General features: G+C 69.8%; 35 protein-coding genes and 1 pseudogene. 33 read left to right on the top strand and 3 right to left on the bottom strand.

Features of this window, described 5'->3' with window-relative positions; translation table 11 throughout:
• The 25 genes and pseudogenes from AC08OQ_RS02455 to truA all read left to right on the top strand — a co-directional run.
• Positions 1–236, top strand: a pseudogene (locus AC08OQ_RS02455) (30S ribosomal protein S3); the annotation flags it as partial.
• A gap of 2 nt (positions 237–238) precedes the next feature.
• A complete protein-coding gene (gene rplP / locus AC08OQ_RS02450) occupies positions 239–655 on the top strand; it encodes a 50S ribosomal protein L16 (RefSeq protein ID WP_009740521.1) in 417 nt (138 codons plus the stop codon).
• On the top strand, positions 655–921 hold the full coding sequence (rpmC, locus tag AC08OQ_RS02445) for a 50S ribosomal protein L29 (RefSeq protein WP_462185695.1): 267 nt from the start codon (positions 655–657) through the stop codon (positions 919–921). The genes rplP and rpmC overlap by 1 nt, the downstream gene beginning before the upstream one ends.
• A 5-nt stretch (positions 922–926) precedes the next feature.
• Positions 927–1235, top strand: a complete 309-nt coding sequence (gene rpsQ / locus AC08OQ_RS02440; RefSeq protein WP_462185746.1) for a 30S ribosomal protein S17 — start codon at positions 927–929, stop codon at positions 1233–1235.
• A 76-nt stretch (positions 1236–1311) separates the two neighbouring features.
• Complete coding sequence (gene rplN, locus AC08OQ_RS02435; protein WP_476598534.1) at positions 1312–1680, top strand: 50S ribosomal protein L14; 369 nt, start codon at positions 1312–1314, stop codon at positions 1678–1680.
• Positions 1681–1682: 2 nt separating this feature from the next.
• Complete coding sequence (gene rplX / locus AC08OQ_RS02430; RefSeq protein ID WP_462185747.1) at positions 1683–2009, top strand: 50S ribosomal protein L24; 327 nt, start codon at positions 1683–1685, stop codon at positions 2007–2009.
• 41 nt (positions 2010–2050) lie between these two features.
• On the top strand, positions 2051–2650 hold the full coding sequence (gene rplE / locus AC08OQ_RS02425) for a 50S ribosomal protein L5 (protein WP_462202438.1): 600 nt from the start codon (positions 2051–2053) through the stop codon (positions 2648–2650).
• A gap of 4 nt (positions 2651–2654) precedes the next feature.
• Positions 2655–2840, top strand: a complete 186-nt coding sequence (locus AC08OQ_RS02420; RefSeq protein WP_011435050.1) for a type Z 30S ribosomal protein S14 — start codon at positions 2655–2657, stop codon at positions 2838–2840.
• Positions 2841–3000: 160 nt separating this feature from the next.
• The gene (rpsH, locus tag AC08OQ_RS02415) at positions 3001–3411 is read left to right on the top strand and encodes a 30S ribosomal protein S8 (RefSeq protein ID WP_011435051.1); all 411 of its coding nucleotides are present in this window, start codon (positions 3001–3003) and stop codon (positions 3409–3411) included.
• Between the two features lie 12 nt (positions 3412–3423).
• A complete protein-coding gene (gene rplF, locus AC08OQ_RS02410) occupies positions 3424–3960 on the top strand; it encodes a 50S ribosomal protein L6 (protein ID WP_462185697.1) in 537 nt (178 codons plus the stop codon).
• A gap of 10 nt (positions 3961–3970) precedes the next feature.
• Positions 3971–4345, top strand: a complete 375-nt coding sequence (gene rplR, locus AC08OQ_RS02405) for a 50S ribosomal protein L18 (RefSeq protein WP_462185698.1) — start codon at positions 3971–3973, stop codon at positions 4343–4345.
• A 71-nt stretch (positions 4346–4416) separates the two neighbouring features.
• Entirely contained in the window at positions 4417–5025 is a 609-nt protein-coding gene (gene rpsE, locus AC08OQ_RS02400) for a 30S ribosomal protein S5 (RefSeq protein ID WP_462185699.1), read from the top strand.
• Positions 5025–5210 carry a 50S ribosomal protein L30 gene (rpmD, locus tag AC08OQ_RS02395; protein ID WP_011435055.1) on the top strand — a complete coding sequence of 62 codons (186 nt, stop codon included), beginning with the start codon at positions 5025–5027 and terminating at the stop codon, positions 5208–5210. The genes rpsE and rpmD overlap by 1 nt, the downstream gene beginning before the upstream one ends.
• 2 nt (positions 5211–5212) lie before the next feature.
• Complete coding sequence (gene rplO / locus AC08OQ_RS02390) at positions 5213–5743, top strand: 50S ribosomal protein L15 (RefSeq protein ID WP_462185700.1); 531 nt, start codon at positions 5213–5215, stop codon at positions 5741–5743.
• Between the two features lie 261 nt (positions 5744–6004).
• Entirely contained in the window at positions 6005–7297 is a 1293-nt protein-coding gene (secY, locus tag AC08OQ_RS02385) for a preprotein translocase subunit SecY (RefSeq protein ID WP_462185701.1), read from the top strand.
• Entirely contained in the window at positions 7297–7950 is a 654-nt protein-coding gene (locus AC08OQ_RS02380) for an adenylate kinase (protein ID WP_462185702.1), read from the top strand. The genes secY and AC08OQ_RS02380 overlap by 1 nt, the downstream gene beginning before the upstream one ends.
• A 142-nt stretch (positions 7951–8092) precedes the next feature.
• Positions 8093–8938 (top strand): type I methionyl aminopeptidase, encoded by an 846-nt coding sequence (map, locus tag AC08OQ_RS02375; protein ID WP_462202436.1) that lies wholly within the window; start codon positions 8093–8095, stop codon positions 8936–8938.
• Between the two features lie 282 nt (positions 8939–9220).
• Entirely contained in the window at positions 9221–9442 is a 222-nt protein-coding gene (gene infA / locus AC08OQ_RS02370; protein WP_006541558.1) for a translation initiation factor IF-1, read from the top strand.
• Between the two features lie 79 nt (positions 9443–9521).
• Positions 9522–9635, top strand: a complete 114-nt coding sequence (gene rpmJ, locus AC08OQ_RS02365; RefSeq protein WP_003956441.1) for a 50S ribosomal protein L36 — start codon at positions 9522–9524, stop codon at positions 9633–9635.
• A 201-nt stretch (positions 9636–9836) separates the two neighbouring features.
• A complete protein-coding gene (rpsM, locus tag AC08OQ_RS02360) occupies positions 9837–10217 on the top strand; it encodes a 30S ribosomal protein S13 (RefSeq protein ID WP_462202433.1) in 381 nt (126 codons plus the stop codon).
• A gap of 81 nt (positions 10218–10298) precedes the next feature.
• On the top strand, positions 10299–10703 hold the full coding sequence (gene rpsK / locus AC08OQ_RS02355) for a 30S ribosomal protein S11 (RefSeq protein WP_011435061.1): 405 nt from the start codon (positions 10299–10301) through the stop codon (positions 10701–10703).
• 95 nt (positions 10704–10798) lie between these two features.
• Positions 10799–11428 (top strand): 30S ribosomal protein S4, encoded by a 630-nt coding sequence (gene rpsD / locus AC08OQ_RS02350; RefSeq protein WP_476598532.1) that lies wholly within the window; start codon positions 10799–10801, stop codon positions 11426–11428.
• Between the two features lie 177 nt (positions 11429–11605).
• Complete coding sequence (locus AC08OQ_RS02345) at positions 11606–12655, top strand: DNA-directed RNA polymerase subunit alpha (RefSeq protein WP_462202431.1); 1050 nt, start codon at positions 11606–11608, stop codon at positions 12653–12655.
• A gap of 133 nt (positions 12656–12788) precedes the next feature.
• A complete protein-coding gene (rplQ, locus tag AC08OQ_RS02340) occupies positions 12789–13409 on the top strand; it encodes a 50S ribosomal protein L17 (RefSeq protein WP_462185706.1) in 621 nt (206 codons plus the stop codon).
• 222 nt (positions 13410–13631) lie between these two features.
• Entirely contained in the window at positions 13632–14456 is an 825-nt protein-coding gene (truA, locus tag AC08OQ_RS02335; protein WP_462202429.1) for a tRNA pseudouridine(38-40) synthase TruA, read from the top strand.
• 40 nt (positions 14457–14496) lie between these two features.
• Here the strand turns inward: truA and AC08OQ_RS02330 are convergent, their stop codons facing one another.
• Positions 14497–15993: a hypothetical protein gene (locus AC08OQ_RS02330; protein ID WP_476611884.1), complete on the bottom strand. Its 1497-nt coding sequence runs from the start codon at positions 15991–15993 to the stop codon at positions 14497–14499.
• A gap of 308 nt (positions 15994–16301) precedes the next feature.
• Between AC08OQ_RS02330 and rplM the strand changes: the two genes are divergently transcribed.
• The 4 genes from rplM (at position 16302) to glmS (ending at position 20721) form a co-directional block, all read left to right on the top strand.
• Positions 16302–16745: a 50S ribosomal protein L13 gene (gene rplM, locus AC08OQ_RS02325; RefSeq protein WP_011435067.1), complete on the top strand. Its 444-nt coding sequence runs from the start codon at positions 16302–16304 to the stop codon at positions 16743–16745.
• 93 nt (positions 16746–16838) lie between these two features.
• Positions 16839–17246, top strand: coding sequence for a 30S ribosomal protein S9 (gene rpsI / locus AC08OQ_RS02320; RefSeq protein ID WP_476598530.1), 408 nt, complete (start codon positions 16839–16841; stop codon positions 17244–17246).
• A 109-nt stretch (positions 17247–17355) separates the two neighbouring features.
• Positions 17356–18723 (top strand): phosphoglucosamine mutase, encoded by a 1368-nt coding sequence (gene glmM / locus AC08OQ_RS02315; protein WP_476598529.1) that lies wholly within the window; start codon positions 17356–17358, stop codon positions 18721–18723.
• 105 nt (positions 18724–18828) lie between these two features.
• Positions 18829–20721, top strand: coding sequence for a glutamine--fructose-6-phosphate transaminase (isomerizing) (gene glmS, locus AC08OQ_RS02310; RefSeq protein WP_476598527.1), 1893 nt, complete (start codon positions 18829–18831; stop codon positions 20719–20721).
• A gap of 95 nt (positions 20722–20816) precedes the next feature.
• Here glmS and AC08OQ_RS02305 read toward each other — a convergent pair whose 3' ends face one another.
• Positions 20817–21386, bottom strand: coding sequence for an SWIM zinc finger family protein (locus AC08OQ_RS02305; protein ID WP_476598525.1), 570 nt, complete (start codon positions 21384–21386; stop codon positions 20817–20819).
• A 154-nt stretch (positions 21387–21540) separates the two neighbouring features.
• Between AC08OQ_RS02305 and AC08OQ_RS02300 the strand changes: the two genes are divergently transcribed.
• From AC08OQ_RS02300 to alr, 4 genes are all read left to right on the top strand, one after another.
• Positions 21541–22440, top strand: coding sequence for a PadR family transcriptional regulator (locus AC08OQ_RS02300; protein WP_476598523.1), 900 nt, complete (start codon positions 21541–21543; stop codon positions 22438–22440).
• A gap of 194 nt (positions 22441–22634) precedes the next feature.
• A complete protein-coding gene (locus AC08OQ_RS02295) occupies positions 22635–23003 on the top strand; it encodes a holo-ACP synthase (protein WP_476598554.1) in 369 nt (122 codons plus the stop codon).
• Between the two features lie 72 nt (positions 23004–23075).
• Positions 23076–24683 (top strand): NAD(P)H-hydrate dehydratase, encoded by a 1608-nt coding sequence (locus AC08OQ_RS02290; RefSeq protein WP_476598522.1) that lies wholly within the window; start codon positions 23076–23078, stop codon positions 24681–24683.
• Positions 24684–24687: 4 nt separating this feature from the next.
• Positions 24688–25842: an alanine racemase gene (gene alr / locus AC08OQ_RS02285; RefSeq protein ID WP_462185716.1), complete on the top strand. Its 1155-nt coding sequence runs from the start codon at positions 24688–24690 to the stop codon at positions 25840–25842.
• Between the two features lie 69 nt (positions 25843–25911).
• Here alr and AC08OQ_RS02280 read toward each other — a convergent pair whose 3' ends face one another.
• Positions 25912–26235, bottom strand: a complete 324-nt coding sequence (locus AC08OQ_RS02280) for a hypothetical protein (RefSeq protein WP_476598520.1) — start codon at positions 26233–26235, stop codon at positions 25912–25914.
• Positions 26236–26363: the final 128 nt, after the last annotated feature.

The raw sequence follows: 26363 nt of genomic DNA, 5'->3' as shown, positions 1-26363 counted from the left end.
CCGGCACGACCCAGGGCGGGACCGAAGCGGGCCGGGCGGCGGCCCGCAGCGAGCGCCGGGGCCGTGGTGGTGGCGGCGGGAACGCCCCGGCTGAGACTCCGGCGGGCGAGGCCGAGTCGGCCGAGTCGGCCGAGTCGACGGCACCTGTCGCGGAGTCCGCCACCGCGGCGCCGAGTACGCCGGCCGCGACGCCTGAGGCGGCCGTGGCGAACACTCCGGAGAAGGCGGAGGAATAGACATGCTGATTCCCCGGAAGGTCGCGCACCGCAAGCAGCACCACCCCGGGCGGACCGGTGCCGCCAAGGGCGGAACCCGGGTCACGTTCGGTGAGTACGGGATTCAGGCCCTGGAGTCGGCTTACGTGACGAACCGGCAGATTGAGTCGGCCCGTATCGCGATGACCCGGCACATCCGTCGTGGTGGAAAGGTCTGGATCAACATCTACCCGGACCGTCCGCTGACCAAGAAGCCGGCCGAGACCCGGATGGGTTCCGGTAAGGGCTCGCCTGAGTGGTGGGTCGCGAACGTCAAGCCGGGCCGGGTCCTGTTCGAGCTGTCCGGGGTCGCGGAGCCGGTGGCCCGCGAGGCGATGCGGCGGGCCATCCACAAGCTGCCGATGAAGTGCCGTTTCGTGGTCCGTGAAGGTGGTGCGTAATGGCTGTCGCTACCGCGGACGAGCTGCGGAGCCTGTCGGGCGAGGAGCTCGTCGACAAGCTTCGGGAGGCCAAGGAGGAGCTGTTCAACCTCCGGTTCCAGGCGGCGACCGGGCAGCTGTCGAACAACCGCCGGCTGCAGGCCGTGCGGCGCGACATCGCCCGGATCTACACCGTCATGCGCGAACGGGAGCTGGGTATCACCGACGATCCGGCGGTGGCGGCCGGCGCGGCGGACGATGACGCGACGCAGTCGGAACGGGCGTGAGGACAGTGACAGACGAGACGGCCTCCCAGGAGGCTTCGCAGAGCACGGACGCGGCGGCTCTCCCCCGCGGATTCCGTAAGGTCCGAGAGGGCCTCGTGGTCAGCGACAAGATGACCAAGACCGTCGTGGTCGCGGTCGAGGACCGGGTGCAGCACCCGCTGTACGGCAAGACGATCCGTCGTACCAAGAAGGTCAAGGCGCACGACGAGAGCGGCACCACCGGTGTCGGCGACCGCGTCCTACTGATGGAGACGCGGCCGCTGTCGACGACCAAGCGGTGGCGGATCGTTCAGGTCTTGGAGAAGGCGAAGTAGTGAAGTAGTTCTGGCCCGGACGCCGGGGCCGGGCAGGACCGGGTGATCAGTAGTACCGGGTGATCAGGAGCGGAAAGTGATTCAGCAGGAGTCGCGACTTCGGGTCGCCGACAACACCGGAGCGCGGGAGATTCTCTGCATCCGGGTGCTCGGCGGCTCTGGGCGTCGTTACGCGGGGATCGGCGACATCATCGTCGGCACGGTGAAGGACGCCCTGCCCGGCGCCGGCGTGAAGCGCGGCGACGTGGTCAAGGCGGTCGTGGTGCGTACCACCAAGGAGCGCCGGCGGCCGGACGGCTCCTACATCCGCTTCGACGAGAACGCGGCGGTGCTCATCCGGGACAGTGGTGACCCTCGGGGCACCCGCATCTTCGGGCCGGTCGGCCGGGAGCTGCGTGACAAGAAGTTTATGAAGATCATCTCGCTGGCGCCGGAGGTGCTGTGACCGTGGCCACTTTGAAGATCAAGAAAGGCGACACGGTCCAGATCATCACCGGCAAGGACCGTGGGCTCAAGGGTAAGGTCATCCGCGCCTACCCGGAGCAGAACAAGGTCCTCGTCGAGGGCGCGAACCGGATCACCCGGCACACCCGGGTCCAGCAGAGCACGCGCGGCTCGCAGTCCGGGGGCATCATCACCCAGGAGGCGCCGATCCACGTGAGCAACGTGATGATCGTCGACCCGTCTGACGGGAAGCCGACCCGGATCGGTTACCGCATCAACGACGACGGCACCAAGGTGCGTGTCTCGCGGCGCACCGGCACCGAGCTGTAGGCCGAGCGAGCAGTCGAGCAGTTGGGAAACGAGATTAGACCATGACTGTGACCACCGAGGGCCGGACCATCGAAGGCCGGACCACCGGCGCTCGCCCGGTTCCACGGCTCAAGCAGCGGTACCGTGACGAGATCGCCCCGGCGCTGCGGGACCAGTTCTCCTACCGCAACGTCATGCAGATCCCCGGCGTCGTCAAGGTCGTCGTCAACATGGGGGTCGGAGACGCCGCCCGGGACGCGAAGCTGATCGATGGCGCTGTGCGGGATCTCGCGGCCATCACCGGTCAGAAGCCCGCGGTCCGGCGCGCGAAGAAGTCCATCGCCCAGTTCAAGCTGCGCGAAGGGATGCCGATCGGCGCCAAGGTGACGTTGCGTGGTGACCGGATGTGGGAGTTCCTCGACCGCCTCGTCACCATCGCGCTGCCGCGTATCCGTGACTTCCGCGGGCTGTCGCCGAAGCAGTTCGACGGTGCCGGCAACTACACCTTCGGGGTGACCGAGCAGTCGATCTTCCACGAGATCGATATCGACCGGATCGATCGGGTTCGGGGCATGGACATCACGGTCGTCACCACCGCGACCACCGACGACGAGGGCCGGGCGCTCCTGCGGGCGCTGGGCTTCCCCTTCCGGGAGAACTAGAGAGATGGCCAAGAAAGCACTGATCGAGAAGTCGAACCGTAAGCCGAAGTATGCGGTCCGGGGTTATACCCGATGCCAGCGCTGCGGCCGGTCCCGCTCGGTGTACCGGGGCTTCGGGCTCTGCCGGGTATGCCTGCGGCAGATGGCGCATCGTGGCGAGCTGCCCGGCGTCACCAAGAGCTCCTGGTAGGCCGGTACCGCGCCCCGGACCGGGGCCGGCACGGCTCCACCGGCAGCACGGCTCCACCGCACCACCACCGCACCTCCACCCGATCGCGGCAGGCCCGGCATCCAGCGGCCGAGGACGACCTCGGCGCCGGCGGGAACCGCCGTGAGAAAGGCGTCAAGCCATGACGATGACCGATCCGATTGCGGACATGCTCACGCGTGTCCGGAACGCCAGCCGGGCGTACCACGACCGCGTGGTGATGCCTCACAGCAAGATCAAGACGCACATTGCCGAGATTCTCCAGCAGGAGGGATACATCTCCGGCTGGCACGTCGAGGACGCGACCTCGGCTGGCGGCGTCGGCCACACCCTGGTCATCGATCTGAAGTACGGCCCCAACCGGGAACGCTCGATCGCCGGGATCAAGCGCATCAGCAAGCCGGGTCTGCGGGTCTATGCCAAGGCGACGAACCTCCCGAAGGTCCTCGGGGGCCTGGGCGTCGCCATCATCTCCACCTCGTCGGGTCTGCTGACCGACAAGCAGGCGGGCAAGCGGGGCGTGGGCGGGGAAGTCCTCGCCTACATCTGGTAAGGAGGGCGAGCGATGTCACGGATCGGGCGCCTGCCCATTCCCGTCCCCAGCGGTGTCGATGTCACCGTCCAGGGAGCCACCATCACCGTCAAGGGGCCCAAGGGCACCCTGAGCCACGTCGTGGCCGAGCCGATCGTGGTGAACACCGAGGACGGTCGGCTCCTCGTGACCCGGCCCGACGATGAGCGTCGCTCCCGGTCGCTGCACGGCCTGACTCGCACCCTGGTCTCCAATATGGTCACCGGCGTCACCGCCGGATACTCGAAGACCCTGGAGATCGTCGGCGTCGGTTACCGTGTCCAGGCCAAGGGCTCCGACCTGGAGTTCGCCCTCGGATACAGCCACCCGGTGCCGGTCAAGGCCCCGGAGGGCATCCGCTTCGAGGTGCAGACCCCGACCCGCTTCGTGGTCCACGGGATCGACAAGCAGCTGGTCGGTGAGGTCTCCGCGAAGATCCGCGGGCTGCGCAAGCCCGACCCGTACAAGGGCAAGGGCGTGCGCTACCAGGGCGAGGTCGTCCGCCGCAAGGTCGGGAAGACCGGGAAGTAGGAGATAGATCATGGCAGTGAGCCTCGGCGCCAGCTCGCGCCGACGGACCGCGAAGCTCCGTCGGCACGTCCGGGTGCGCAAGAAGGTGGCGGGCACCCCGTCCCGCTCACGGCTCGTCGTCACCCGGTCCTCGCGGCACATCTACGCCCAGGTCATCGACGACGTCGCCGGCCACACGCTGGCGTCGGCGTCCACCCTGGACGTGTCGCTGCGCGGCGGCGAGGGGGACAAGACCGAGCAGGCCCGCAAGGTCGGCGCACTGGTCGCCGAGCGCGCGAAGGCGGCCGGGATCGCCGCGGTCGTGTTCGATCGCGGTGGGCGGACCTACTCCGGCCGCATCGCCGCGCTCGCGGACGCGGCGCGGGGGAGCGGGCTGGACTTCTGATGACTTCCCCCAGCCTTTACTGTCAGTCCAGCCTTTACCGCCAGTACAGCCAGAACAGGGAGATGTTGTAGATGCCAGGCCAGCAGCGCCGCGGCGGCGGCTCCGGCGGCTCGGACCGTCGGGAACGCCGGGACCGGTCGGGCAGCGGCCCGGCGCAGGAGAAGAACGCCTACGTCGAGCGGGTTGTCGCGATCAACCGCGTGGCGAAGGTTGTCAAGGGCGGACGTCGGTTCAGCTTCACGGCGCTCGTCGTGGTCGGTGACGCGGACGGGACCGTGGGCGTCGGCTATGGCAAGGCCAAGGAGGTTCCGGCCGCCATCGCCAAGGGCGTCGAAGAAGCCAAGAAGCACTTCTTCAAGGTGCCCCGGATCGGTTCGACGATTCCGCACCCGGTGCAGGGCGAGGAGGCAGCCGGCGTCGTGCTGCTCAAGCCCGCCTCGCCCGGTACCGGGGTCATCGCCGGTGGTCCGGTCCGTGCCGTGTTGGAGTGCGCCGGTGTGCACGACGTGCTCTCGAAGTCGCTCGGCTCATCGAACCCGATCAACATTGTGCACGCGACGGTCGCTGCTCTGCGTGGCCTGATGCGTCCCGAGGAGATCGCCGCCCGTCGCGGCCTGCCGCTGGAGGACGTCGCTCCGCCGGCCATGCTGCGAGCTCGTGCGGCGGGAGCCGGTGTCTGATGGCCAAGCTGCGCATCACGCAGATCCGGTCGGGGATCGGTGGTACCTCGAACCAGCGGGCCACGCTGCGTACCCTTGGTCTGCGGAAGATCAACGCGACGACCGTCCGTGATGATCGTCCCGAGATTCGCGGGATGATCAGAACTGTGACCCATCTTGTCCGGGTCGAGGAGGTGGACTCCTAGCCATGGCCGAACTGACGAAGACCGACGCCGGTGACGACACCGGCGCCACCGGCGCGGGCACTGAGGCCGGCTCGGCGCAGGCCGTCCGTGGCCGCGGCCTGAAGGTGCACCACCTCCGGCCGGCCCCCGGCGCCCATAAGTCCAAAACCCGCGTCGGTCGCGGTGAGGGTTCCAAGGGCAAGACCGCCGGGCGGGGCACCAAGGGCTCGAAGGCCCGCAAGCAGGTGCCCGCCCGGTTCGAGGGTGGCCAGATGCCCCTGCACATGCGCCTGCCCAAGCTGAAGGGCTTCCGCAACCGGTTCCGCGTCGAGTACCAGGTCGTGAACGTCGCCACCCTCGCGGAGCTGTTCCCGCAAGGTGGTGAGGTCACCAAGGCCGCCCTCGTGGCCAGGGGTGCGGTGCGGGGCAAGTCGCCGGTGAAGGTGCTGGGCAACGGCGACATCGACGTCGCGCTGCACGTGAGCGCGGACGCGTTCTCGGCCTCCGCGAAGGAGAAGATCGCCGCTGCCGGCGGGAGCGTCACGCAGAGCTGAGAGCATGGGTGGGGGTATGGGCCATGTCACCCTGCTCCCACCCCGGCCCCGCCCGTCCGGACCCCTCGCCAGGCGGCCGTGCGCCTCGGCGTCAGCCGTCTCTTGCGGTCCACCATCGCTTACCCATGGTGATGTCGGGACGAGTGGGCCGGGTGTCCTGTTACAGTCGCCTAACCGACCTCGGCGACCGGCCGGGGGAGGCGATCCGCACTGGGCAGGATGTCCACTTCCCGTCGGTCCGCAATCCCAGCAGGAGGAGCCGTGCTCACCGCCTTCACGCGGGCATTCCGCACGCCTGACCTGCGCAAGAAGCTGCTGTTCACCGTCGGTATCGTGGTGCTGTTCCGGTTCGGCAGCGTCATGCCGTCGCCGGGTGTCTCGACGTCCGCAGTGAACACCTGCCTGGACTCGGCGAGTGCCGACAGCAGCAACGTCTACTCGCTGATCAACCTGTTCAGTGGTGGGGCTCTGCTGCAGCTGTCCATCTTCGCGCTTGGCATCATGCCGTATATCACATCGAGTATCATCATTCAGTTGCTCGTTGTGGTGATCCCTCGGCTGGAGCAGCTGAAGAAGGAGGGCAGCTCGGGCGAGCAGAAGCTTACACAGTACACCCGGTACCTGACGATCGCCCTCGGTCTTCTGCAGGCCACCGGCATCGTGGCGCTGGCCCGCAGCGGCCGGCTGTTCCCCGACTGTTCGGCCGCCATCATCCCGGACACGAGCCTGTTCCGGATCGCGACAATTGTCATCACGATGACAGCGGGTACCTCGGTCATCATGTGGATGGGTGAGCTGATCACCGCCCGGGGGGTCGGCAACGGCATGTCGCTGCTGATCTTCACCTCGATCGCGGCGAGGCTTCCCTCCGAAGGCGGACGCATTCTCCAGGTCGCCGGCGGTGTGGTGTTCGGCCTGGTGCTCCTGCTCGGTCTCGCGATCGTCGTGTTCGTCGTGTTCGTCGAGCAGTCTCAGCGTCGCATCCCGGTCCAGTACGCCAAGCGTCTAATCGGGCGGCGGATGTACGGCGGGACGTCGACCTACCTGCCGATCAAGGTCAACCAGGCCGGGATCATCCCCGTCATCTTCGCGTCCTCGCTGCTGCAGCTCCCTCAGCTTGCCGGACAGGTGTGGAGCAACCAGAGCTTCCAGGACTTCGAGCAAAGATACCTCTCCAGGGGTGGCCATCCATTCTATCTGGTGACATATTTCGCACTCATCATCTTCTTCACCTATTTTTATGTTGCGATCACCTTCAACCCGACGGAGGTCGCGGACAATATGAAGAAGTATGGTGGGTTCATTCCCGGGATCAGGCCGGGGAACCCGACGGCGGAGTACCTCAAACATGTACTCGACCGAATCACGCTCCCGGGATCGCTGTTCCTCGGCGTGATCACGGTTCTTCCGTTGGCACTGCTGAACCTGACCAAGGACCAGCCGTTCCCCTTCGCGGGCACGTCGGTTTTGATCATGGTGGGGGTTGGGCTGGAAACCGTGAAGCAGATCGAAAGCCAGCTCATGCTCCGCAATTACGAAGGTTTCCTCCGGTAGTGCGCCTCGTACTGGTCGGGCCGCCCGGTGCCGGAAAGGGCACCCAGGCCGCGTTCATTGCCCAGGCGCGGTCGATCCCCAAGATCTCCACCGGGGACATCTTCCGGGCGAATGTGCGACAGGGAACGGAGCTGGGCGTCAAGGCCAAGGCCTTCATGGATGCCGGTGATCTCGTACCGGACGAGATCACCATCGGTATGGTCCGCAACCGCTTGGCCGAGGACGACGCGGTCAAGGGATTCCTGCTCGATGGTTTCCCTCGCAACGTCCCGCAGGCCGAGGTGCTCGGGCAGATGCTCGATGGCATGGGGACCCGTCTGGACGTGGTGCTCGAGCTCGTCGTCGACGACGACGAGGTGGTGCGCCGGCTGTCCGGTCGGCGAACCTGTCGGAACTGCGGTCATATCTGGCACATCGACTTCGACCCGCCGTCGGTCGAGGGCGTCTGTGACCGGTGTGGTGGCGAGCTGTTCCAGCGCGACGACGACCGGTCGGAGACGGTCCGTCATCGGCTCGAGGTCTACGCGGACCAGACGTCGCCGCTGGTGGCGTACTACGCCGAAAAGGGCATCCTGATCGGTATCGACGCCACCGGACCGGTGGACAACGTCACCGACCGCGCGCTCGACGCCCTGCGGCACTACGGCGACTGAACCCGTCGGCCTGGTCCGGGCGCGGACCAGGCCGAACGTGGCTCCCGAGCTTTTCGCGGAAGATCGTTGGAGTACGTCCTGCGGGGGTCGGCGGCTAGCATCGGAAACGGACACAACACGAACACGGACCGGGGCGACGAGCGTGGCGCGACGAGAACACGTCCAGATCAAGACGGCGGCGGAGATCGCCAAGATGCGGGTTGCTGGCCTGCTCGTCGCGAAGACGCTGGCGCGGCTGCGTGACGCGGTCGTCCCCGGGGTCACCACGGCCGAGCTGGACGCCCTTGCCGAGAAGACGATCCGGGACGACGGCGGTATCCCGTCCTTCAAGGGCTATGCCCAGCCGCCGTATCCGGCCTCGATCTGCAGCTCGGTCAACAACGAGGTGGTGCACGCCATCCCCACCCGCAAGCGGGTGCTGCGCGAGGGCGACATCATCTCGATCGACTGCGGGGCGATCGTGGACGGCTGGCATGGGGACGCCGCGATCACCGTGCCGGTCGGTGAGGTCGCCCCGGAGGTTCTCGCGATGATCGACACGTGCGAGGGCGCGCTGTGGGCGGGCCTCGCCGCCGCCCAGCTCGGTGGAAAGCTCACCGACATCAGCGCCGCCGTCGAGCGGCATGTCCGTCCACATGGCTACGGCATCGTCGATCACTACGGGGGCCACGGTATCGGCAGCGAGATGCACCAGCCCCCCCACGTGCTCAACCACGGCCGGCCCGGCCGTGGCATCCGGCTGATCGAGGGCCTTGCGCTGGCCATCGAGCCTATGATTACCATGGGGTCGCCGGACACGGCCGTGCTCCCCGACGACTGGACCGTCGTGACCCGCGACGGCAGCCTCGCCGCCCACATCGAGCACTCGGTGGCAATCACTCCGCGTGGGCCGTGGGTGCTGACGGCGCCGGACGGCGGAGCGGCGAAACTCACCGAGCTCGGGGTCGCCTGCGGGCAGCCGGCTGACGCCCCGTCTGGAACCGGCTGAACCGGCTGAGGTCGGGTCGACTCTGAGCGGGGGTCGTGTTGACCCTTGACGGGGGTCGCCGCGTACACTCTTTAGCTGGCGGTCTTCTCACGCCGGTGTGCTCCACCGTGTCGATAGCAGTCCTGTCTATGGCAGTTGCGGTCGGTGGCAGTGTGGTTGGTGGGTTCGGGCTCCTCTCGGGGTAGTTCAAGCCTCTGACCTTGGCTTTTCCGAATATTTCGGAGGGCCGACCGGTCGCGGCCGAGCCGCCGTCCCATAGCCGACGTCAGGACAGCGGAGGACATGCCGAAGAAGGACGGGGCCATCGAGATCGAAGGCCGTGTGGTGGAGCCGCTCCCGAACGCGATGTTCCGGGTGGAGCTCCAGAACGGTCATCGTGTTCTCGCCCACATCAGCGGGAAGATGCGCCAGCACTACATCCGGATCCTGCCGGAGGACCGCGTCGTGGTCGAGCTCTCGCCCTACGACCTGTCCCGCGGCCGCATCGTCTACCGCTACAAGTAGTCGATCTCTTCTCACTCGCCCGTAGCTCCACTCAATCGCCACGCGCGGCCCGCGGCTGCGCAGGAGGTCCGCAACAGCCGTGAAGGTCAAGCCCAGCGTCAAGAAGATCTGCGACAAGTGCAAGGTGATCCGTCGCCACGGGCGAGTCATGGTCATCTGCGACAACCTTCGTCACAAGCAGCGTCAGGGCTGATGTCCTGACGGGTGCGGCCTCGTCCCGGCGGGTGGCGCAGCACGTGCCGCCCGCCGAGAGGCGGCCCACCGCATCCAAGCGATGCCAGGCGTCCCATCCGGGACGACCTACCCCCGGTCGGAGGCCGGGGCCCGCCCGGCCCGGCGCCGGCCGGGACGGCATCGCCCGAGACCTCCGGCCGCAGGAAGGAAACATCCGTTCATGGCACGCCTCTCCGGCGTCGACCTTCCCCGCGAGAAGCGGGTTGAGATCGCTCTGACCTACATCTTCGGGATCGGCCGCAGCCGCTCCCGGGACACCCTCGCCGCCACCGGGGTCAACCCGGACACGCGTGTTCGTGATCTGAGCGAGGAAGAGATCGTCAGACTGCGCGACTGGATCGACGCGAACTACCGGGTCGAGGGTGACCTCAACCGGGAGATCAAGCAGGACATTCGCCGCAAGATGGAGATCGGGTGCTACCAGGGGCTCCGTCACCGGCGTAACCTGCCCGTCCACGGCCAGCGCACGCACACCAACGCGCGCACCCGCAAGGGCCCGCGCCGCGCCATCGCCGGCAAGAAGAAGGCCGGCAAGAAGTAGTCAGGGTCCCCGGCGGACCGCTCGGGCCCGCCGCCGCCGACCACTGATCGACGACCTCGTACACGGAGACCACACGCGAACATGCCTCCCAAGACGCGCGCAGCCGGCGCCAAGAAGGTCCGGCGTAAGGAAAAGAAGAACGTCGCCCACGGACACGCTCACATCAAGAGCACGTTCAACAACACGATCGTCTCCATCACCGACCCGTCCGGGAACGTGATCTCCTGGGCCTCGGCGGGCCATGTCGGCTTCAAGGGCTCCCGCAAGTCCACGCCCTTCGCCGCCCAGATGGCGGCCGAGAACGCGGCCCGCAAGGCGCAGGAGCACGGGATGCGTAAGGTCGACGTCTTCGTAAAGGGCCCGGGTTCCGGCCGGGAGACCGCGATCCGTTCCCTGCAGGCCGCGGGCCTCGAGGTCGGTGCGATCCAGGACGTCACCCCGACCCCGCACAACGGTTGCCGCCCGCCCAAGCGGCGCAGGGTGTGACCATGCGGCGAGGCGGCCGCGGCCGGAGCTCCACGCCGGCCGGTGTCGTGGCGTTGCGTTCGAGTTCGCGCCAGGAAACGAGAGAGAAGGATTAGATGGCCCGTTACACCGGCGCGGACTGCAAGCGTTGCCGCCGCGAGAAGACCAAGCTGTTCCTCAAGGGCAGCAAGTGCGACACCCCGAAGTGCCCGATCGAGATCCGGCCCTACCCGCCGGGCGAGCACGGCCGTGGCCGCACCAAGGACTCCGAGTACCTGCTGCAGAAGCGCGAGAAGCAGAAGTGCGCCCGAATCTACGGCGTGCTGGAGAAGCAGTTCCGGGGCTACTACGACGAGGCGAATCGCCGGGCCGGCAAGACCGGTGACGAGCTGCTGAAGATCCTTGAGTCGCGGCTCGATAACGTCGTGTACCGGGGTGGCTTCGCACCCTCGCGGGACGCCGCCCGTCAGGCCGTCCGGCACAGCCACGTCCAGGTGAACGGCCGCAAGGTCGACATCCCCAGCTATCGGATCAGCGAGAACGACATCGTCGAGATCGCGCCGAAGGCCCGGGAGCTCACCCCGTTCATCGTGGCCCGGGAGACCGCGGGTCAGGGTCGGGCCGTTCCGGCCTGGCTGGAGGTGATCCCGAGCCAGCTGCGGATCCTGGTGCACTCGCTGCCGGCGCGGCAGGTGATCGACACTCAGGTGCAGGAACAGCTGATCGTCGAGCTCTACTCCAAGTAGGGTCTGCCGGCGTCGTCCCCGCAGTCAGGGGGCGGAGCACACTGGAGTCCGGGCGGGCCTCCGCCCGGACACCACCCCGTGGGCGGAACGGACCGATGTTCCGCCCACCGGCTCCCGTCAGGGGGCCCGCACCACACGGCGTCATATGGCGGTCGCCGTGGTCGGAAGGACGTTCTCATGTTGATCGCTCAGCGTCCCACCCTCATCGAAGACCCGATCTCCGAGTTCCGTTCACGCTTCGTGATCGAGCCGCTGGAGCCGGGCTTCGGCTACACCCTCGGTAACTCGTTGCGCCGGACCCTGTTGTCCTCCATTCCCGGTGCCTCGGTCACCAGCATCCGCATCGACGGCGTGCTGCACGAGTTCTCCACCGTGCCCGGCGTCAAGGAGGACGTGACCGACCTGATCCTGAACCTCAAGGAACTGGTCGTCAGCTCCGACAACGACGAGCCGACCGTGATGTACCTGCGCAAGCAGGGCCCCGGCGAGGTCACAGCGGCGGACATCGCCCCGCCGGCGGGCGTCGAGGTGCACAACCCCGAGCTGCGGCTCGCCATTCTGAACGACAAGGGCAAGCTCGAGATCGAGCTGACCGTCGAGCGGGGGCGCGGGTACGTCAGCGCGGCCCAGAACAAGCAAGCCGGCCAGGAGATCGGGCGGATCCCGATCGACTCGATCTACTCGCCGGTGCTGAAGGTGACCTACAAGGTCGAGGCCACCCGCGTCGAGCAGCGGACCGACTTCGACCGGCTCATCGTTGACGTCGAGACCAAGCCGTCGATCTCCCCGCGAGACGCGATGGCCAGCGCCGGCAAGACCCTGGTCGGCCTGTTCGGGCTGGCGCAGGAGCTCAACGCCGAGGCGGAGGGCGTCGACATCGGCCCGTCCGCCGCGGACGCGGCGCTGGCGGCCGACCTCGCGTTGCCCATCGAGGAGATGGACCTGACCGTCCGCTCCTACAACTGCCTCAAGCGTGAGGGCATCCACACGATCGGCGAGCTGGTCTCCCGTAGCGAGGCCGACCTGCTCGACATCCGTAACTTCGGGCAGAAGTCGATCGATGAGGTCAAGACGAAGCTGGGCGCGATGGGCCTGCAGCTCAAGGACTCCCCGCCCGGGTTCGACCCGCGCCAGGCCGTGGACACCTACGGCACCGACACGTACAGCCCGTCGTTCTCCGACCCGTCCGACGACGGCGCGGAGTTCGTCGAGACCGAGCAGTACTGACTCTCCACGAGGGCCTCCGCTTCCGGCGGGGGCCCTCGGCGACCCTCCGGTGGCGAGAGCCGCGTCCTTCGGGCGGGCAGCCTGGCTAGGCCGGTGACCAGCAGGACCGTGAAAGGAACGAGGAGCACTCATCATGCCCACGCCAACCAAGGGCGCCCGGCTCGGCGGCAGCCCCGCACATGAGCGGCTGCTGCTGGCCAACCTCGCCACCGCGCTGTTCGAGCACGGCGGCATCACCACCACCGAGGCGAAGGCCAAGCGGCTGCGTCCGTACGCCGAGCGTTTGGTGACCTTCGCCAAGCGGGGGGACCTGCACGCCCGCCGGCGCGTCATGCGCCAGGTACGCGACAACTCGGTCGTGCACACCCTGTTCACCGAGATCGGTCCGCGCTACGCGAACCGGAACGGTGGCTACACCCGGATCATCAAGATCGGCAACCGGAAGGGTGACAACGCCCCGCTGGCCCGGATCGAGCTGGTCGAGGCGCTGACTATCGGCCAGCAGGCCGTCAGTGAGGCCGAGCGGGCGCGGGACACCCGTTTCGAGGCTCGTCGCAAGCCCACCGGCGCCACCGCGGAGGCGGCGGAGGACCTGGCCCAGGAGTCGCCGACCGCGGCTGTTGTGGCAGCCGAGGCCGCGGAGCCGGCAGACACCCCCGCCGAAGGGGCCGCCGGCAAGCCGACGACCGGGCAGGCGGACGACTCCGGCACCGGGGAGGACTCCGGCACCGGGGAGCAGAACTCCGCAAACTGAGATCCGGGCCGAAGGCCGGAATCTTCGGCCTTCGGCCCGGATCTCGCGTCCTGGAGTAGATCCGCGCAGGCCCGCCGCCCATCATGGGCGGCGGGCTTTCGTTTTAGTGCCGTCGCACCGCCGCGTCGTCGCTTGCACGGGGGAGAGACAGATGTCCGATCCGGGAGTTTCCGCGGGACGATGTCCCGCGGGTCGCGAGGCGGCTGCCCGCCGGTGATGACGATGACCGACGGGCTGGTTCGGCTGCGGCTGAACCTCTCCTACGACGGGACGCCGTTCGCAGGATGGGCCCGCCAGCCCGGCCAACGCACCGTGCAGGGCGATGTGGAGGATGCCCTTATGCGGGTGGCGCGGTTGCCGGCGGTACGGCTCACCGTCGCCGGACGGACCGATTCGGGCGTCCACGCCGTCGGCCAGGTAGCGCACGTTGATCTCCCGGACGACGTGCCGCTCGGCGGCCTCGCGCGGCGGCTGAACGGTGTCCTGGACCGGGCCGTGCGGATCATCGGGCTCGCCCCGGCACCGCCCGGCTTCGACGCCAGATTCTCCGCACTCTCCCGCCGCTACGTCTACCGCATCACCGACGCTCCGTATGGAGCCGAACCCCTGCGGCGCTTCGACACCCTGGCCTGGCCTCGTCCGCTCGACGTGCCCGCGATGGCGGCGGCGGCGCTGTTCCTGGTTGGCGAGCATGACTTCGCCGCGTTCTGCCGGCGCCGGGAGGGCGCGACGACCGTCCGCACGCTGCTGCGCCTCGATGTGCTCCGCCGGCCTGACGGGGTCGTCGTGGCCGACGTCGAGGCCGACGCCTTCTGCCACTCCATGGTCCGGGCGCTGGTCGGCGCCCTGCTTGCCGTCGGGGAGGGCCGCAAGCCGCCCCAGTGGCCCGCGGCGGTGCTGCACCGAGGTGTCCGGGACCCTGCCGTCACCGTTGCGCCGGCGCACGGCCTGACGCTGGTGGACGTGCGTTACCCGCCCGATCCTGAGTTGGCCGCCCGGGCCGAGGTCACCCGGGCCGTTCGGATTCCCCCCACGCCGTCCGGTTGAGGGTGGGGCCTGGTCGCCGGTGGGCCCGGTCGCCGGTGGGTCAGTGGCGCGGGCCGTGGCCGAGTACTGCTCGGTCTCCGATGGGCTCGGTCGCGAGTGTGCTCAGATCGGTCTGGGCGTTCCGCAGCGCGGGATCGGTCCCTGCTCCCTGGGTGCCGTCGGTGTAGGCGACCTGCGTGTAGATGAGGTAGTGCCCGCGGGTGATCGCGCCCCGCCACGAGTTGTTCCCACCCGGGCCGGTGATCCGCGCGTTCGGAATCGAGTTGGCCGGGACGGGGAGGGGCACGATGCCACCGCGCCCCTGGTTGAGGATGTCCGCGGTGGCGGTGGCGGTGGCGGTGGCGGTGGCGGTGGCGGTGGCGGTGGCGGTGGCGGTGGCGGTGGTGAGCTCGTCGAGGACGAAGACGGTGACGCCGGCCAGCACCTGGCGTCCGCCGTCCCCCGGGGTGCTGAGGAACAGCGTCCGCACCACCTGCCGGCAGCGCCGGTCCTTGAGCTGCGTGACCAGACCACCGGTGAGATCTGGGCAGCCGTTGTCCAGTTTGCGGGCGAGCCGCCGGTAGTTCCGTCCCTCGGCCTCGACCTGCTCGTCGGAGAAGAACTCGTCGGCGGTCACCGGGTCGGAGTCGAGGGTCGCGCTGTTGAGGAAGCCGGCCGGGATTGGTGGGAGCGTCTGCCGGGTGGTGGGCGTCTCGCGCCCGTTGTGCCCGTTGTCCCCGCTGCGCACCGCCACGACCGCGACCGCCGCGACGAGGACGAGGACGGCCCCGGCGACGCCGGCCAGCAACCGCCGAGCGTCGTGGACCGCACGGCCCCCGGCCTGGTCCTGAGTGCTCCGCCCCCACCTCGACGGGTACGCGCCACGGGCGCTCGATGCGGCGGTGGCGGACGGTGCCGATCCGTCGATCGAATGGATGTCGACCGGATCGCCGTCGCCGAATCCGCCATCAGCCGCGGCGGGTGGGTGGGATTCGCCGGTTTCACCGATGCGGGTGGGACCGCCAGTAACGGCATCTGTGCCGGGGGAGACACCCGGATAGGCCGGCGTGCCCGAGTCCCGTGGACGGGATGCCGGGCGCTCATAGCGGGTCGGACCCGGCTGCGGTACGGATGCGGCGCCGGTCCCGGCTGGCTCCGTGCCCAAGCTCGTGGTGGTCGGGGACGGTGTTATGCCGAGCGGTGTGGTGTCGGGCTGCGTGGTGTCGGGCGGTGTGATCCGCAGGGAGGTCGGCTTCGGCGAGAACGAGTACGTCCGGGATCCCCCGAACAGGGGATCGTCGGCGGGGGGAGTCCAGCCGTCGAGGTCGGGGTGCGGGCCACCTGGGCGGGGAATCGTCACTGCTGTCGGGCCCGTGGTGCCTCCCCGGTCGGCCGGACCGGTTGCCGGACCGCCGCCCTCCGGCGCGCCGGCCGACCGCCGGCCCTCAGCCGGCGCGGGAAACGTCCGATCGTGGCCGGCGCCTCCGGACAGCGGGGTCGGCCCCTCGTGCCCGGGGGCTTCGTGCCCCTCGCGCCCGTCGGATCGCCCGCTGCCCATCTCCGTCATCCTGGTGAGAATAGCCAGCTTGTCGGCGGGATTCAGCGCGGTCAGGTGTCCATGGTCGGTGGCCGGGCCGCCTGCATGTCCGTCTCCCCTGCATGTCCGCACTGCCGGTACTGCCGGTACTCCCGCTTTCCGTGCCCCCCGGGTGGACCGCTCCGATCGCCTGGTAGCCTCAAAGACTGCTGCGCGTGACACGTCCCGTCTGCGCGCTCCACATTCTTGACGAGATTATTCTTGACGAGATCCGTGAGAGGCCCCTTGGGAGTCTCCTGGCGGGATCGTCCGAACGAGAAGGCAGACCTGTGCGCACGTACCAGCCCAAGCCCGCGGATGTCCAGCGTGTGTGGCACGTCATCGATGCCACCGACGTGGTGCTCGGTCGGCTGGCGACCCAGGCCGCCACGCTCCTGCGTGGAAAGCACAAGCCGTACTTCGCTCCACACATCGACACCGGCGACTTCGTCGTCGTGATCAACGCGGGCAAGGTCGCCCTGAGTGGGAACAAGCGGGAGCAGGCCCAGTACCACCGGCACTCCGGCTTCCCGGGCGGTCTGCGCAGCACCTCCTACGGGGAGCTGCTCGATACCCGTCCGCAGATCATCGTCGAGAAGGCGATCAAGGGCATGCTGCCGAAGAACAAACTCGGCCGAGCCCAGGGGACCAAGCTGAAGGTCTATGCGGGTCCGACCCACCCGCATCAGGCGCAGCAGCCCACCCCATTCGAGATCATCCAGGTCGCGCAGTAGCCGCGGACCTCCTGAGCCGGTCGCCGGGCGGGGTCCTCCCGCCCGCCGGTACCGGCCCCGGGAACCACGCATCAACCGAGGAAGGAACGCGACGTGGCTGTCGTGACCGACGTACAGGGCAATCCCCGCGCCACCGGGCGGCGCAAGGAGGCGGTCGTCCGGGTGCGTCTGCTCCCGGGGACCGGGCAGTGGACGCTCAACGGGCGCACGCTTGAGCAGTATTTCCCGAACAAGGTGCACCAGCAGCTCGTCAACGAGCCGCTCAAGGCACTGGATCGGACGGAGTCGTACGACATCGTCGCCCGGCTGCACGGTGGCGGCGTCTCCGGGCAGGCCGGTGCGCTGCGGCTCGCCCTCGCCCGCGCGTTGACGCTGGCGGAGGAGGAGTCCCGGCCTACCCTGAAGAAGGCCGGCTTCCTGACCCGTGACGCTCGGGTCAAGGAGCGTAAGAAGTACGGGCTCAAGAAGGCCCGCAAGGCTCCGCAGTACAGCAAGCGCTGACCTTGGATCCCCTTCGCGGGCGTGCCCCCGGAGGCGCGCTCCTGGAGGGGATCGGTGCCACCGGTGCCCCCCTCGGTCTCCGCCACGATCTTCGACAAGGGAGACCTCAATGGTGAGGCTCTTTGGCACCGACGGCGTCCGAGGTGTCGCCAACATCGATCTGACCGCGGAGCAGGCGTTGTCGCTGGCTTCCGCGGCGGTCGAGGTTCTCGCTGGGCCGAACCGGGCGAGTGGGCCCTCCGGGTCCGGTAAGCCGGTAGTGGTCGTCGGCCGGGACACGCGGCCCTCGGGGGAGTTCCTGGAGGCCGCGGTGGTCGCCGGGCTCGCAGCCTCCGGTGCCGACGTGGCCCGGATCGGGGTGGCACCCACGCCCGCGGTGGCTTACGCCGTCGCAGCCAGCGGCGCGATGTTCGGTGTCATGCTCTCCGCCAGCCACAACCCGATGCCGGACAACGGCATCAAGCTGTTCGCCGCCGGCGGCCTCAAACTGCCCGACGAGGTCGAGGACGCCATCGAGCGGCGGATGGCCCTACCTCCGAGCCGCCGTCCCGTCGGCGCCGACGTCGGTCGGGTCCACGACGAACCGGTTCTCCTCGACCGGTATGCGGCGCATCTGCTGGCCACGCTGCCGGTGCCGCTCGACGGCCTGCGGGTCGTCGTCGACTGTGCCCAGGGCGCCGCCTCCACCTTGGCCCCTCGGGTGCTGCGGGCGGCCGGAGCCGATGTCGTCGCGCTGCACGCCGACGGCGACGGGACAGCGATCAACGACGGCAGCGGTGCCACCCATCTCGACAGCCTGCGTGCCGCGGTCGTGGCGTACGGTGCCGACGTCGGCATCGCCCATGACGGCGACGCGGACCGTTGCCTCGCCGTGGACGCGACCGGTGAGGTCGTCGACGGCGACCAGATCCTGGCGATGTGTGCTCTGGCGCTGGCCGAGCGGGGTGAGCTGGTCGACGACACGGTGGTGGTCACCGTGATGTCGAATCTGGGCTTTCACCACGCGATGCGGGAGGCCGGTATCACCGTCGTCACCACACCCGTCGGGGACCGGTACGTGCTGGAGGCGATGCGCGCCGGAGGCTACGTGCTCGGCGGTGAGCAGAGCGGGCACGTGGTGTTCCTGGACTACGCGACGACCGGCGACGGGTTGTTGACGGCGTTGCGGATCCTGGGCCGGGTCGCCGAGACCGGACAACCGCTCGGCGAGCTCACCAAGGCGATGACCCGGTTGCCCCAGGTGTTGGTGAACGTGCGTGGCGTCGACCGGACGCAGGTGGACACCAATGAGGAACTGCTGCGGGCCGTCGCCCTGGCCAAGGCGGAACTCGGTGACGAGGGTCGGGTGCTGCTGCGGTCGTCCGGCACCGAACCCCTCGTGCGGGTGATGGTCGAGGCGGGCACCGACGCCGCCGCGCGGGCGGTCGCACAGCGGCTCGCCGCCGTCGTGCGCACCGCGTTGCCGCCGGCGCGCTGACCGATCCCGTCGCTGACCGGTCCCGCCGCGGCCACAAGCGGACACCTTGCCCCGAGCGTCCCCCGGTACGCTCTCACCTCCGGGAACCTGCGTACGCTGAGCCGCATGTGCGGGATCATCGGTTACGTCGGCGACCAGGCGGCACTGGATGTCGCATTGAACGGTCTGCGGCGGTTGGAGTACCGGGGTTACGACTCGTCGGGTGTCGCCGTGGTTGGCGCCGGGGCACTGCGGACGGCGCGTCGTGCCGGCAAGCTGTCCAACCTCGAGAAGCTGCTCGCCGAGAATCCGGATTCCAGGCCGATGCCCGGCACCACCGGCATGGGGCATACCCGGTGGGCCACGCACGGTGGACCGACCGACGCGAACGCCCATCCGCACACCGACTGCACCGGCGCCATCGCCGTCATCCACAACGGGATCATCGAGAACTTCGCCGCATTGCGGGTCGAGCTGGAGACGGTCGGCCACGAGCTCGCCAGTGAGACCGACACGGAGGTCGTCGCCCATCTCCTCGAAGTCGAGCTTGCTGGTGCCGGCGCTGGTGCCGACCGCGGGTACGACGGGGGCGCGCATCCGCTGACCGCCGCGCTGCGACGGGTCTGCCGGCGGCTGGAAGGCGCGTTCACCCTGGTCGTGCTGCACCGCGACTTCCCGGAGGTGGTTGTCGGGGCCCGGCGCAACAGCCCGCTAGTCGTGGGGCTCGGTCAGGGGGAGACCTTCCTCGCCAGCGACGTCTCGGCCTTCATCGCCCACACCCGGGAGGCGCTGGAGATCGGGCAGGATCAGGTGGTCGAGGCTCGCCGGGACGGCGTGACGGTGACCGACTTCGGCGGCCAGATCATCGAGGGCCGGCGGTACCACGTCGACTGGGATGCCAGCGCCGCCGAGAAGGGCGGCTACCCGTACTTCATGCTCAAGGAGATCAGCGAGCAGCCGACCGCCCTGGCAGACACGCTGCGCGGTCGGCTTTCCGCCGATGGTGCGATCGTGCTCGACGAGGAGCGGCTGTCTGTCCAGGATTTCCGGGACGTGGACAAGGTCTTCATCGTCGCCTGCGGTACCGCCTACCACGCCGGCCTCATCGCAAAGTACGCGATCGAGCACTGGACCAGGCTGCCCTGCGAGGTCGAGATGGCCTCGGAGTTTCGCTACCGCGACCCGGTGCTCGACCGGTCCACCCTCGTCATCGCGATCAGCCAGAGCGGCGAGACGCTGGACACGCTGATGGCGGTCAAACACGCGCGCGAGCAGAAGGCACGGGTGCTGGCCATCTGCAACACCAACGGTTCTACGATCCCTCGGGAGTCCGATGCGGTGCTGTACACCCGCTGCGGCCCGGAGGTGGGGGTCGCGTCCACCAAGACCTTCCTCGGGCAGGTCGCCGCGTGCCTTCTCGTTGGCCTGTTCCTGGCCCAGGTGCGCGGCGTGCTCTACGGCGATGAGGTCGCTGCGTACGTCGAGCGGCTCCAGCGTATGCCCGAGCTGATCGAACGGACGCTGGGAACGGTCGAGCCGGTGCGGGAGCTCGCCCGTGCCTTGGCCGACGCGAGGGCGGTGCTCTTCCTCGGTCGTCATGTGGGGTACCCGGTGGCCCTGGAAGGGGCCCTCAAGCTCAAGGAACTCGCCTACATGCACGCCGAGGGGTTCCCGGCAGGGGAGCTCAAGCACGGGCCGATCGCGCTCATCGAGCCCGGCCTGCCGGTGTTCGTCGTTGTGCCGTCCCTACGGGGTCGTGCGAACCTGCACGGAAAGATCGTTTCCAACATCCAGGAAGTCCGGGCGCGTGGCGCCCGCACGATCGTGATCGCGGAAGAGAGCGACACCGCCGTCGAACCGTTCGCCGATCATCTCATCCGCGTGCCCGCGACCGCGTCGCTGTTCGCGCCCCTGGTCACGACGCTACCGCTGCAGGTCTTCGCGTGCGAGCTGGCGCTTGCGCGCGGCCTCGATGTCGATCAGCCGCGTAACTTGGCGAAGTCGGTCACAGTCGAATAAGCCCTTCCCCACACTGCGCCTTCGGCGCAGTGTGGGGGCCCCTGGCATCGGGCGGCGTACCGGCGCGGCGGGGGGCTGGGCTCGGGCCTGCCTGGTCAGGTGGACGGCGTCGCTCCGTGCTGACGGCCGTACCAGGCGACCGTCGCCTCCCACAGCGCATCGGCGACGGCGTCGTTGTCGTCGGCGGCGTCGAGCAGGGTCTCGACGAGTTCGGCGCGAGGGGCGCGGCTGAGGAAGACGCGCATCGCGGCGTGGACCGGGTCGTCGGTGAAGAGGGTCTCCTCACCGAGGATCGCGCCGTCCTCCCCCTCGATGTCCTCGTCGTCCTCGGCGAGTCCCGCCGAGCCGGTGGCCACGAGGGCGACCGCGACCGCATGCCGGCAGAACGAGCCGGTGGATCCCTCGGTGCAGGTACAGCCCGTCCGTGGCCCGTCGTCGGTCGCCTCCAGGCGGACCTCGTACGAACCGTCGTCTTCCACCGTGCCGGATGCGTTGGTGGGGCGGATGCGGAGTTGTTCGACTCGACCGAGAAGGGCCAGATTCACCCCTTCTATGAAGACGTCGGTGCCGGCGTGCTGTGCGCAGGCACGTTCCTCGAAGGCTGCCTCGAGCGGGGTGACGGCGTCTCCGCCGTGCCCGTTCTCCCCGGACCCCGAAATGATCACTGCTCAATCCTACGGAATTCGCGCGGTTCGGGGATGCCTAGGCGAGTAGGTCTTGTTGTCGATTGCATCGCGATATATCGTGAGCCTACGTGATGAGGTGTGAGCGGATGGCTCCGGTCGCGCCGACCCGAAGGGAATGATCGTGGTTTCACAGATGATGTCGGGCCCATGGGGCCGCTGGGGATGCGAGGCCGGGTTCGGCCCGTCCCGGCTGCGGGACTTCTTCGAGGCGGTGAGCGCCTGGGGGGAGTGTGGTGGCCGGTCGGAGGCGGTGGCCGGCGAGCAGGACCACTCCGAGAGCGGTCGCGCCGGCCGTGGTGAGCACGGCGGGCATCGTGAGCACGGCGGGCACGGAGGAGGCGGGCCGAGAGGCCGCCGGGGCGGACCGGGCTGGCCGTTCGGCGGCTTTCCCGGCCCGGGGTTCGGTCTGGGGTTCGGCGGCCCCGGTTTTGGCGGTCCCGGCAGCTTCGGCCGTGGGCCGAAGGTGGGGCGGGGTGACGTCCGGGAGGCGCTGCTCGCGCTGCTGGCCGAGGAGCCCATGCACGGCTACCAGATGATCCGTGAGCTCGCGGAGCGTAGTGGTGGCATCTGGCGGCCGAGCCCGGGGTCGGTCTACCCGGTCCTGTCGCTGCTGGCCGACGAGGGGCTCGTGCGCGCGGAGGAGGCGGAGGGCAAGCGAGTCTTCCATCTCACCGACGCCGGGCGGGCGCACGTCGAGGCACGCGCAGGGGGCCGCAAGCCGTGGGAGACTGCCGCGGCGGCGGTCGATGACGATCTCACCAGTTTGCGAACGCTGGCGTTCGCCGTCGGTGCGGCCATCGTCCAGGTGGCCCAGGCCGGAGACGAAGCGCAGATCGCCGCGGCGCGGTCCCTGCTCGCCGAGACCCGCCGTGGTCTCTACCGGATCCTCGCCGGGGACGATGTCGAGCCCCCGACGAGACCGGAGGGTGCCGCCACGGGTACCGGCGCGGACAAGGGCCGCACCGCTCCCGATGGTGGCAGCAAGGACGACGGCAACGGCGGATCGGCCCCGGGGCGGGCTGCGACGCGCTGATCGACGAAGCGTTGATCAGCGGGGCGCGGGCGCCTCGGCGAGGTGGGCGTGAACCGGCTAGCGGGGACCTCACCGGCCGTCCCGGTGCCGACGGCGGGGTAACACCGCGTTTGTGGGAACCTTCCCAGGTGGCGGTGGCGGTGGCGGTGGCGGTGGCGGTGGCGGTGGCGGTGGCGGTGGCGGTGGCGGTGGCGGTGGCGGTGGCGGGCGTCGGCGTGGACGTGGACGTGGACGTGGTGGATGTTGACCGGTTCGCCGTGACGCTGGCACGCACGCCGGGCATCGCGATGAGGCTGTTCACCGCGACCGAACGGAGCCTCGCCCGGCCCGAGCGGTTGGCCGCCCGGTTCGCGGCGAAGGAGGCGGTCGCCAAGGTTCTCGGCGCACCCCCCGGTCTCGAGTGGCACGACACCGAGGTGGTTCTCGGTACCGGGGGGCGACCGTCGTTACGGATTATCGGCACGGTGGCCGCCGCGGCGGCCCGGCTCGGCATCGCGTCCTGGCATCTCTCGCTCACCCACGACGGCGGCGTGGCCGTGGCGATGGTCGTTGCCGAGACCTGAGCACGGTCGGGTCCGGTGGGCCCGTGCCGGCCTGTCGGGCGCCCGCGGATCGGAGCGGGGCAGCATGTCGGCATGCGCAATGCCCATACGGTTGAACAGGTTCGAGGTGCCGAGGCGCCGCTGCTCGCCTCGCTGCCCCCCGGCGCTCTGATGCAGCGGGCGGTGCACGGGCTCGTCGCGCACGCCGCACGACGCCTCGGGCGGGTCTACGGTGCCCGCGTCGTCGTGCTCGCCGGCGGTGGCGACAACGGTGGTGACGCCCTCTGGGCCGGAGCGCGACTGGCCGCCCGAGGGGCGCGGGTTGATGCGGTGGCACCCGGCCGCACCCATCCGGAAGGCACCGCCGCCCTGCTCGCGGCCGGTGGTCGACTGCACCATCCGGGTCCGGTGGTGGGCGGGGGCGGTCCGGCGGGTGCGGGGCAGCCGATCGACGATGAGCGGCTGCGTATTCTGTTCGCCGCCGCCGATCTGGTGCTGGACGGGTTGCTCGGCATCGGTGGCCGGGGCGGGCTGCGCGAGCCGTACGCCCGGCTCGTCGCTCTGGCGCCCCCCGAACGGACGGTGGCGGTCGACGTCCCCAGCGGGGTGGACGCGGATACCGGGGCCGTCGCGGGGCCGGCGGTCCGGGCGAGCAGTACCGTCACCTTCGGTACCCGCAAACGCGGCTTGTGGCTCATGCCCGGTGCCGCCCACACCGGTCCCGTCGAGCTGGTCGACATCGGACTGAACCTGCCTGAACCCGACCTGTGCGCTCTCGACGATGCCGACGTTGCCGCGGCGCTGCCCGTTCCCAGCCCGAGGGCGTCCAAGTACAGTCGCGGGGTCCTTGGCCTCGTTGCCGGCAGCGGCGCCTATCCGGGCGCCGCGGTGCTCGCGGTCGGCGGCGCGCTGCGCGGCGGCGCCGGGTATCTGCGGGTAGTGACCGAGGGGCACGCTGAGAAGGCCGAGGGCGAGGCCGTCGGCGCGGTCGTGAGCAGGGCCGGCGATTTCGTGCGGATGTCGCATCCCGAGGCCGTCGTGACCGCCATCGAGGCCGGTGACGCCGACGCGATGCTGGCCGCTGGCCGGGTCCAGGCCTGGGCGATCGGCCCGGGCCTGGCGCCGGGACCCGCGGTCCGTACCTTGCTGACGGCGTTGCTGGCGACGGACCTTCCGGTCCTGGTCGACGCGGGAGGCCTCGACCCGCTTGCCGAGATCATCGCGGCGCGGCCCGCTGCCGTCGCCGAGCGGGCGGCGCCGGTGCTGATCACACCGCATGAGGGCGAGTTCCAGCGGTTCGTCTCGGTCGCTCTTGGCGGGGATGCGCAGACCACCGCCGCCGAACTCGCCGACGATCGGCTCGCCGTTCTCCGGCGGGCCGCGGCGGCGACGGGAGCGGTGATCCTGCTCAAGGGCGCCCGCACGCTCGTCGTGCGGCCGGATGGATCGGCGCTGGTCAACACGACCGGATCGGCATGGCTGGGGACCGCCGGGACCGGTGACGTGCTGACCGGCCTGATCGGGTCGCTGCTCGCCGCCGGGCTCGCCCCGGCGACGGCCGGGGCGGTCGGCGCCTATCTGCACGGCCGGGCCGCCGAGCGGGCCCCCGTGCCGCTGGCAGCGAATGATCTGCCCGCCATCCTGCCCCAGGTCATCGGCGACCTGCTCGACCAGCGACGGATGCCACGCGGAGTAGCGTGACGGCGTGACCGAACAGCGGGCCGATCCTCCTGCCGGGAATGATCTTCGTTCCTATGCCGCCATCGATCTCGACGCGGTCCGCACGTCGGTGGCCGCCCTCGTCGCCCGGGCAGGCGACGCCGCCACCATGGCGGTCGTCAAGGCTGACGGCTACGGCCATGGCATGATCCCGTGCGCGCGGGCGGCCCTGGAGGGCGGGGCCACCTGGCTCGGCACGGCGTTCCTCGAGGAGGCGCTCGCCCTGCGCGCGGCCGGGTTCACCGTCCCGGTGCTGTCCTGGCTCGCGGCGCCCAGTGAATCGTTCGCCGCCGCCATCGCCGCGGATGTCGACCTGTCCGCGTCCGCGGGCTGGGCGCTCGAGGAGACCGCCGCGGCGGCCCGGCGGACCGGCCGTACCGCCCGGGTGCACCTCAAGGCGGACACGGGCCTCGGCCGGGCGGGAGCCACGGAGGCCGACTGGCCGGCGCTGTGCGACGCCGCGGCGGCACTCGAGGCCGAGGGCGTGATCGAGGTGATCGGCGTGTGGAGCCACTTCGCGTTCGCCGATGCCCCCGGGCATCCCACGGTGCAGGGTCAGATCGGGCGTTTCCGGGATGCGATCGACATCGCCACGAAGGCGGGGCTACACCCATCCGTGCGGCATCTGGCGAACTCGGCGGCCACCCTGGTCAGCCCGGAGGCGCATTTCGACCTGGTCCGACCGGGAGTGTCCGTTTACGGACTGTCCCCGGGCCCGGAGGTCGGGCCGCCGGCGGCCTTCGGTCTGCGCCCCGCGATGACGCTGACGACGCACGCCGCGTTGACCAAGCGGGTACCGGCGGGAACCGGCGTCTCCTACGCGCACCGGTACACGACAACACGCGAGACGACGCTCGCCGTGGTGCCGCTGGGCTACGCCGACGGCATCCCCAGGTCCGCGACGAACACCGCGGAGGTGCTGTTCGGCGGGCGGCGCCGCCGCATCGCCGGCACGGTCTGCATGGATCAGTTCGTCCTCGATGTGGGTGACGACCAGGTGGCGGCCGGCGACGAGGTGCTGCTCTTCGGCCCCGGTGACCGCGGCGAACCGACCGCGGACGACTGGGCTGCGGCGCTGGGCACCATCAACTACGAGATCGTCAGCCGGGTCGGGGCTCGGGTCCCCCGCCGCTACGTCTGATGACAGCCCGTCGGGCGGCCTCGCGGGCGGCGCCGGACGAGTCGAAGATGCGGGATGCGGGATGCGGGCTCAGCCGCAGCCGCCGGGGTCGCAGGCACCGCCGGAACCGTGACCGCCGGTGGGCGACACGTGGCCGCCGAGCGAGCCGCGCTCCATCCGCCGACGCACGGGGCGGGAGACGGCGGCCTCGCGCTCGGCCTCCTCGAGGCGGGAACGGGTAGTCAGTGTCAGCATCACCGGCCCGGCCGACACCGGAGCCGGAGCCGCGGCGCCGGGGCCCTCGGCCGGCTCGGTGTCGTCCGGCACCCCCAGCGCGGCGGCGCGCTCCGGGCCCGTCAGACGACGGCCGGCGCTCGCCGGGATGTCCTTGCTCCTGTGCCACCTCAGCCGCACGATCTCCGCCTCCGGTCCACACCCGCTGATCGATCTGATCCCACCGGATCCGCCCGCTTCCGGCTTCTCGATCCAGTCGATCCAGCCGGGGGCGGCACTTCCACGGTAGTCGGCCCGCTCCCACCCGG

This window comes from Frankia sp. CcCS3, from assembly GCF_977927575.1.
Note: the sequence above shows the minus strand (reverse complement) of the source record. Positions and strands in the feature narration are given on the sequence as shown.

Bases quoted from the DNA above. Each gene is read 5' to 3' on its own strand.
- rpsH (WP_011435051.1), top strand. From the start codon at position 3,001: ATGACGATGACCGATCCGATTGCGGACATGCTCACGCGTGTCCGGAAC.
- rplQ (WP_462185706.1), top strand. From the start codon at position 12,789: ATGCCCACGCCAACCAAGGGCGCCCGGCTCGGCGGCAGCCCCGCACAT.
- rplR (WP_462185698.1), top strand. From the start codon at position 3,971: ATGGCAGTGAGCCTCGGCGCCAGCTCGCGCCGACGGACCGCGAAGCTC.
- rpsM (WP_462202433.1), top strand. From the start codon at position 9,837: ATGGCACGCCTCTCCGGCGTCGACCTTCCCCGCGAGAAGCGGGTTGAG.
- rpsD (WP_476598532.1), top strand. From the start codon at position 10,799: ATGGCCCGTTACACCGGCGCGGACTGCAAGCGTTGCCGCCGCGAGAAG.
- AC08OQ_RS02300 (WP_476598523.1), top strand. From the start codon at position 21,541: ATGATGTCGGGCCCATGGGGCCGCTGGGGATGCGAGGCCGGGTTCGGC.
- rpmD (WP_011435055.1), top strand. From the start codon at position 5,025: ATGGCCAAGCTGCGCATCACGCAGATCCGGTCGGGGATCGGTGGTACC.
- rpmC (WP_462185695.1), top strand. From the start codon at position 655: ATGGCTGTCGCTACCGCGGACGAGCTGCGGAGCCTGTCGGGCGAGGAG.
- infA (WP_006541558.1), top strand. From the start codon at position 9,221: ATGCCGAAGAAGGACGGGGCCATCGAGATCGAAGGCCGTGTGGTGGAG.
- AC08OQ_RS02330 (WP_476611884.1), bottom strand. From the start codon at position 15,993: ATGGGCAGCGGGCGATCCGACGGGCGCGAGGGGCACGAAGCCCCCGGG.
- AC08OQ_RS02345 (WP_462202431.1), top strand. From the start codon at position 11,606: ATGTTGATCGCTCAGCGTCCCACCCTCATCGAAGACCCGATCTCCGAG.
- truA (WP_462202429.1), top strand. From the start codon at position 13,632: ATGACCGACGGGCTGGTTCGGCTGCGGCTGAACCTCTCCTACGACGGG.
- rplE (WP_462202438.1), top strand. From the start codon at position 2,051: ATGACTGTGACCACCGAGGGCCGGACCATCGAAGGCCGGACCACCGGC.
- rplF (WP_462185697.1), top strand. From the start codon at position 3,424: ATGTCACGGATCGGGCGCCTGCCCATTCCCGTCCCCAGCGGTGTCGAT.
- rplP (WP_009740521.1), top strand. From the start codon at position 239: ATGCTGATTCCCCGGAAGGTCGCGCACCGCAAGCAGCACCACCCCGGG.
- AC08OQ_RS02290 (WP_476598522.1), top strand. From the start codon at position 23,076: ATGCGCAATGCCCATACGGTTGAACAGGTTCGAGGTGCCGAGGCGCCG.
- glmS (WP_476598527.1), top strand. From the start codon at position 18,829: ATGTGCGGGATCATCGGTTACGTCGGCGACCAGGCGGCACTGGATGTC.
- AC08OQ_RS02420 (WP_011435050.1), top strand. From the start codon at position 2,655: ATGGCCAAGAAAGCACTGATCGAGAAGTCGAACCGTAAGCCGAAGTAT.
- rpsE (WP_462185699.1), top strand. From the start codon at position 4,417: ATGCCAGGCCAGCAGCGCCGCGGCGGCGGCTCCGGCGGCTCGGACCGT.
- rplO (WP_462185700.1), top strand. From the start codon at position 5,213: ATGGCCGAACTGACGAAGACCGACGCCGGTGACGACACCGGCGCCACC.
- glmM (WP_476598529.1), top strand. From the start codon at position 17,356: ATGGTGAGGCTCTTTGGCACCGACGGCGTCCGAGGTGTCGCCAACATC.
- rpsK (WP_011435061.1), top strand. From the start codon at position 10,299: ATGCCTCCCAAGACGCGCGCAGCCGGCGCCAAGAAGGTCCGGCGTAAG.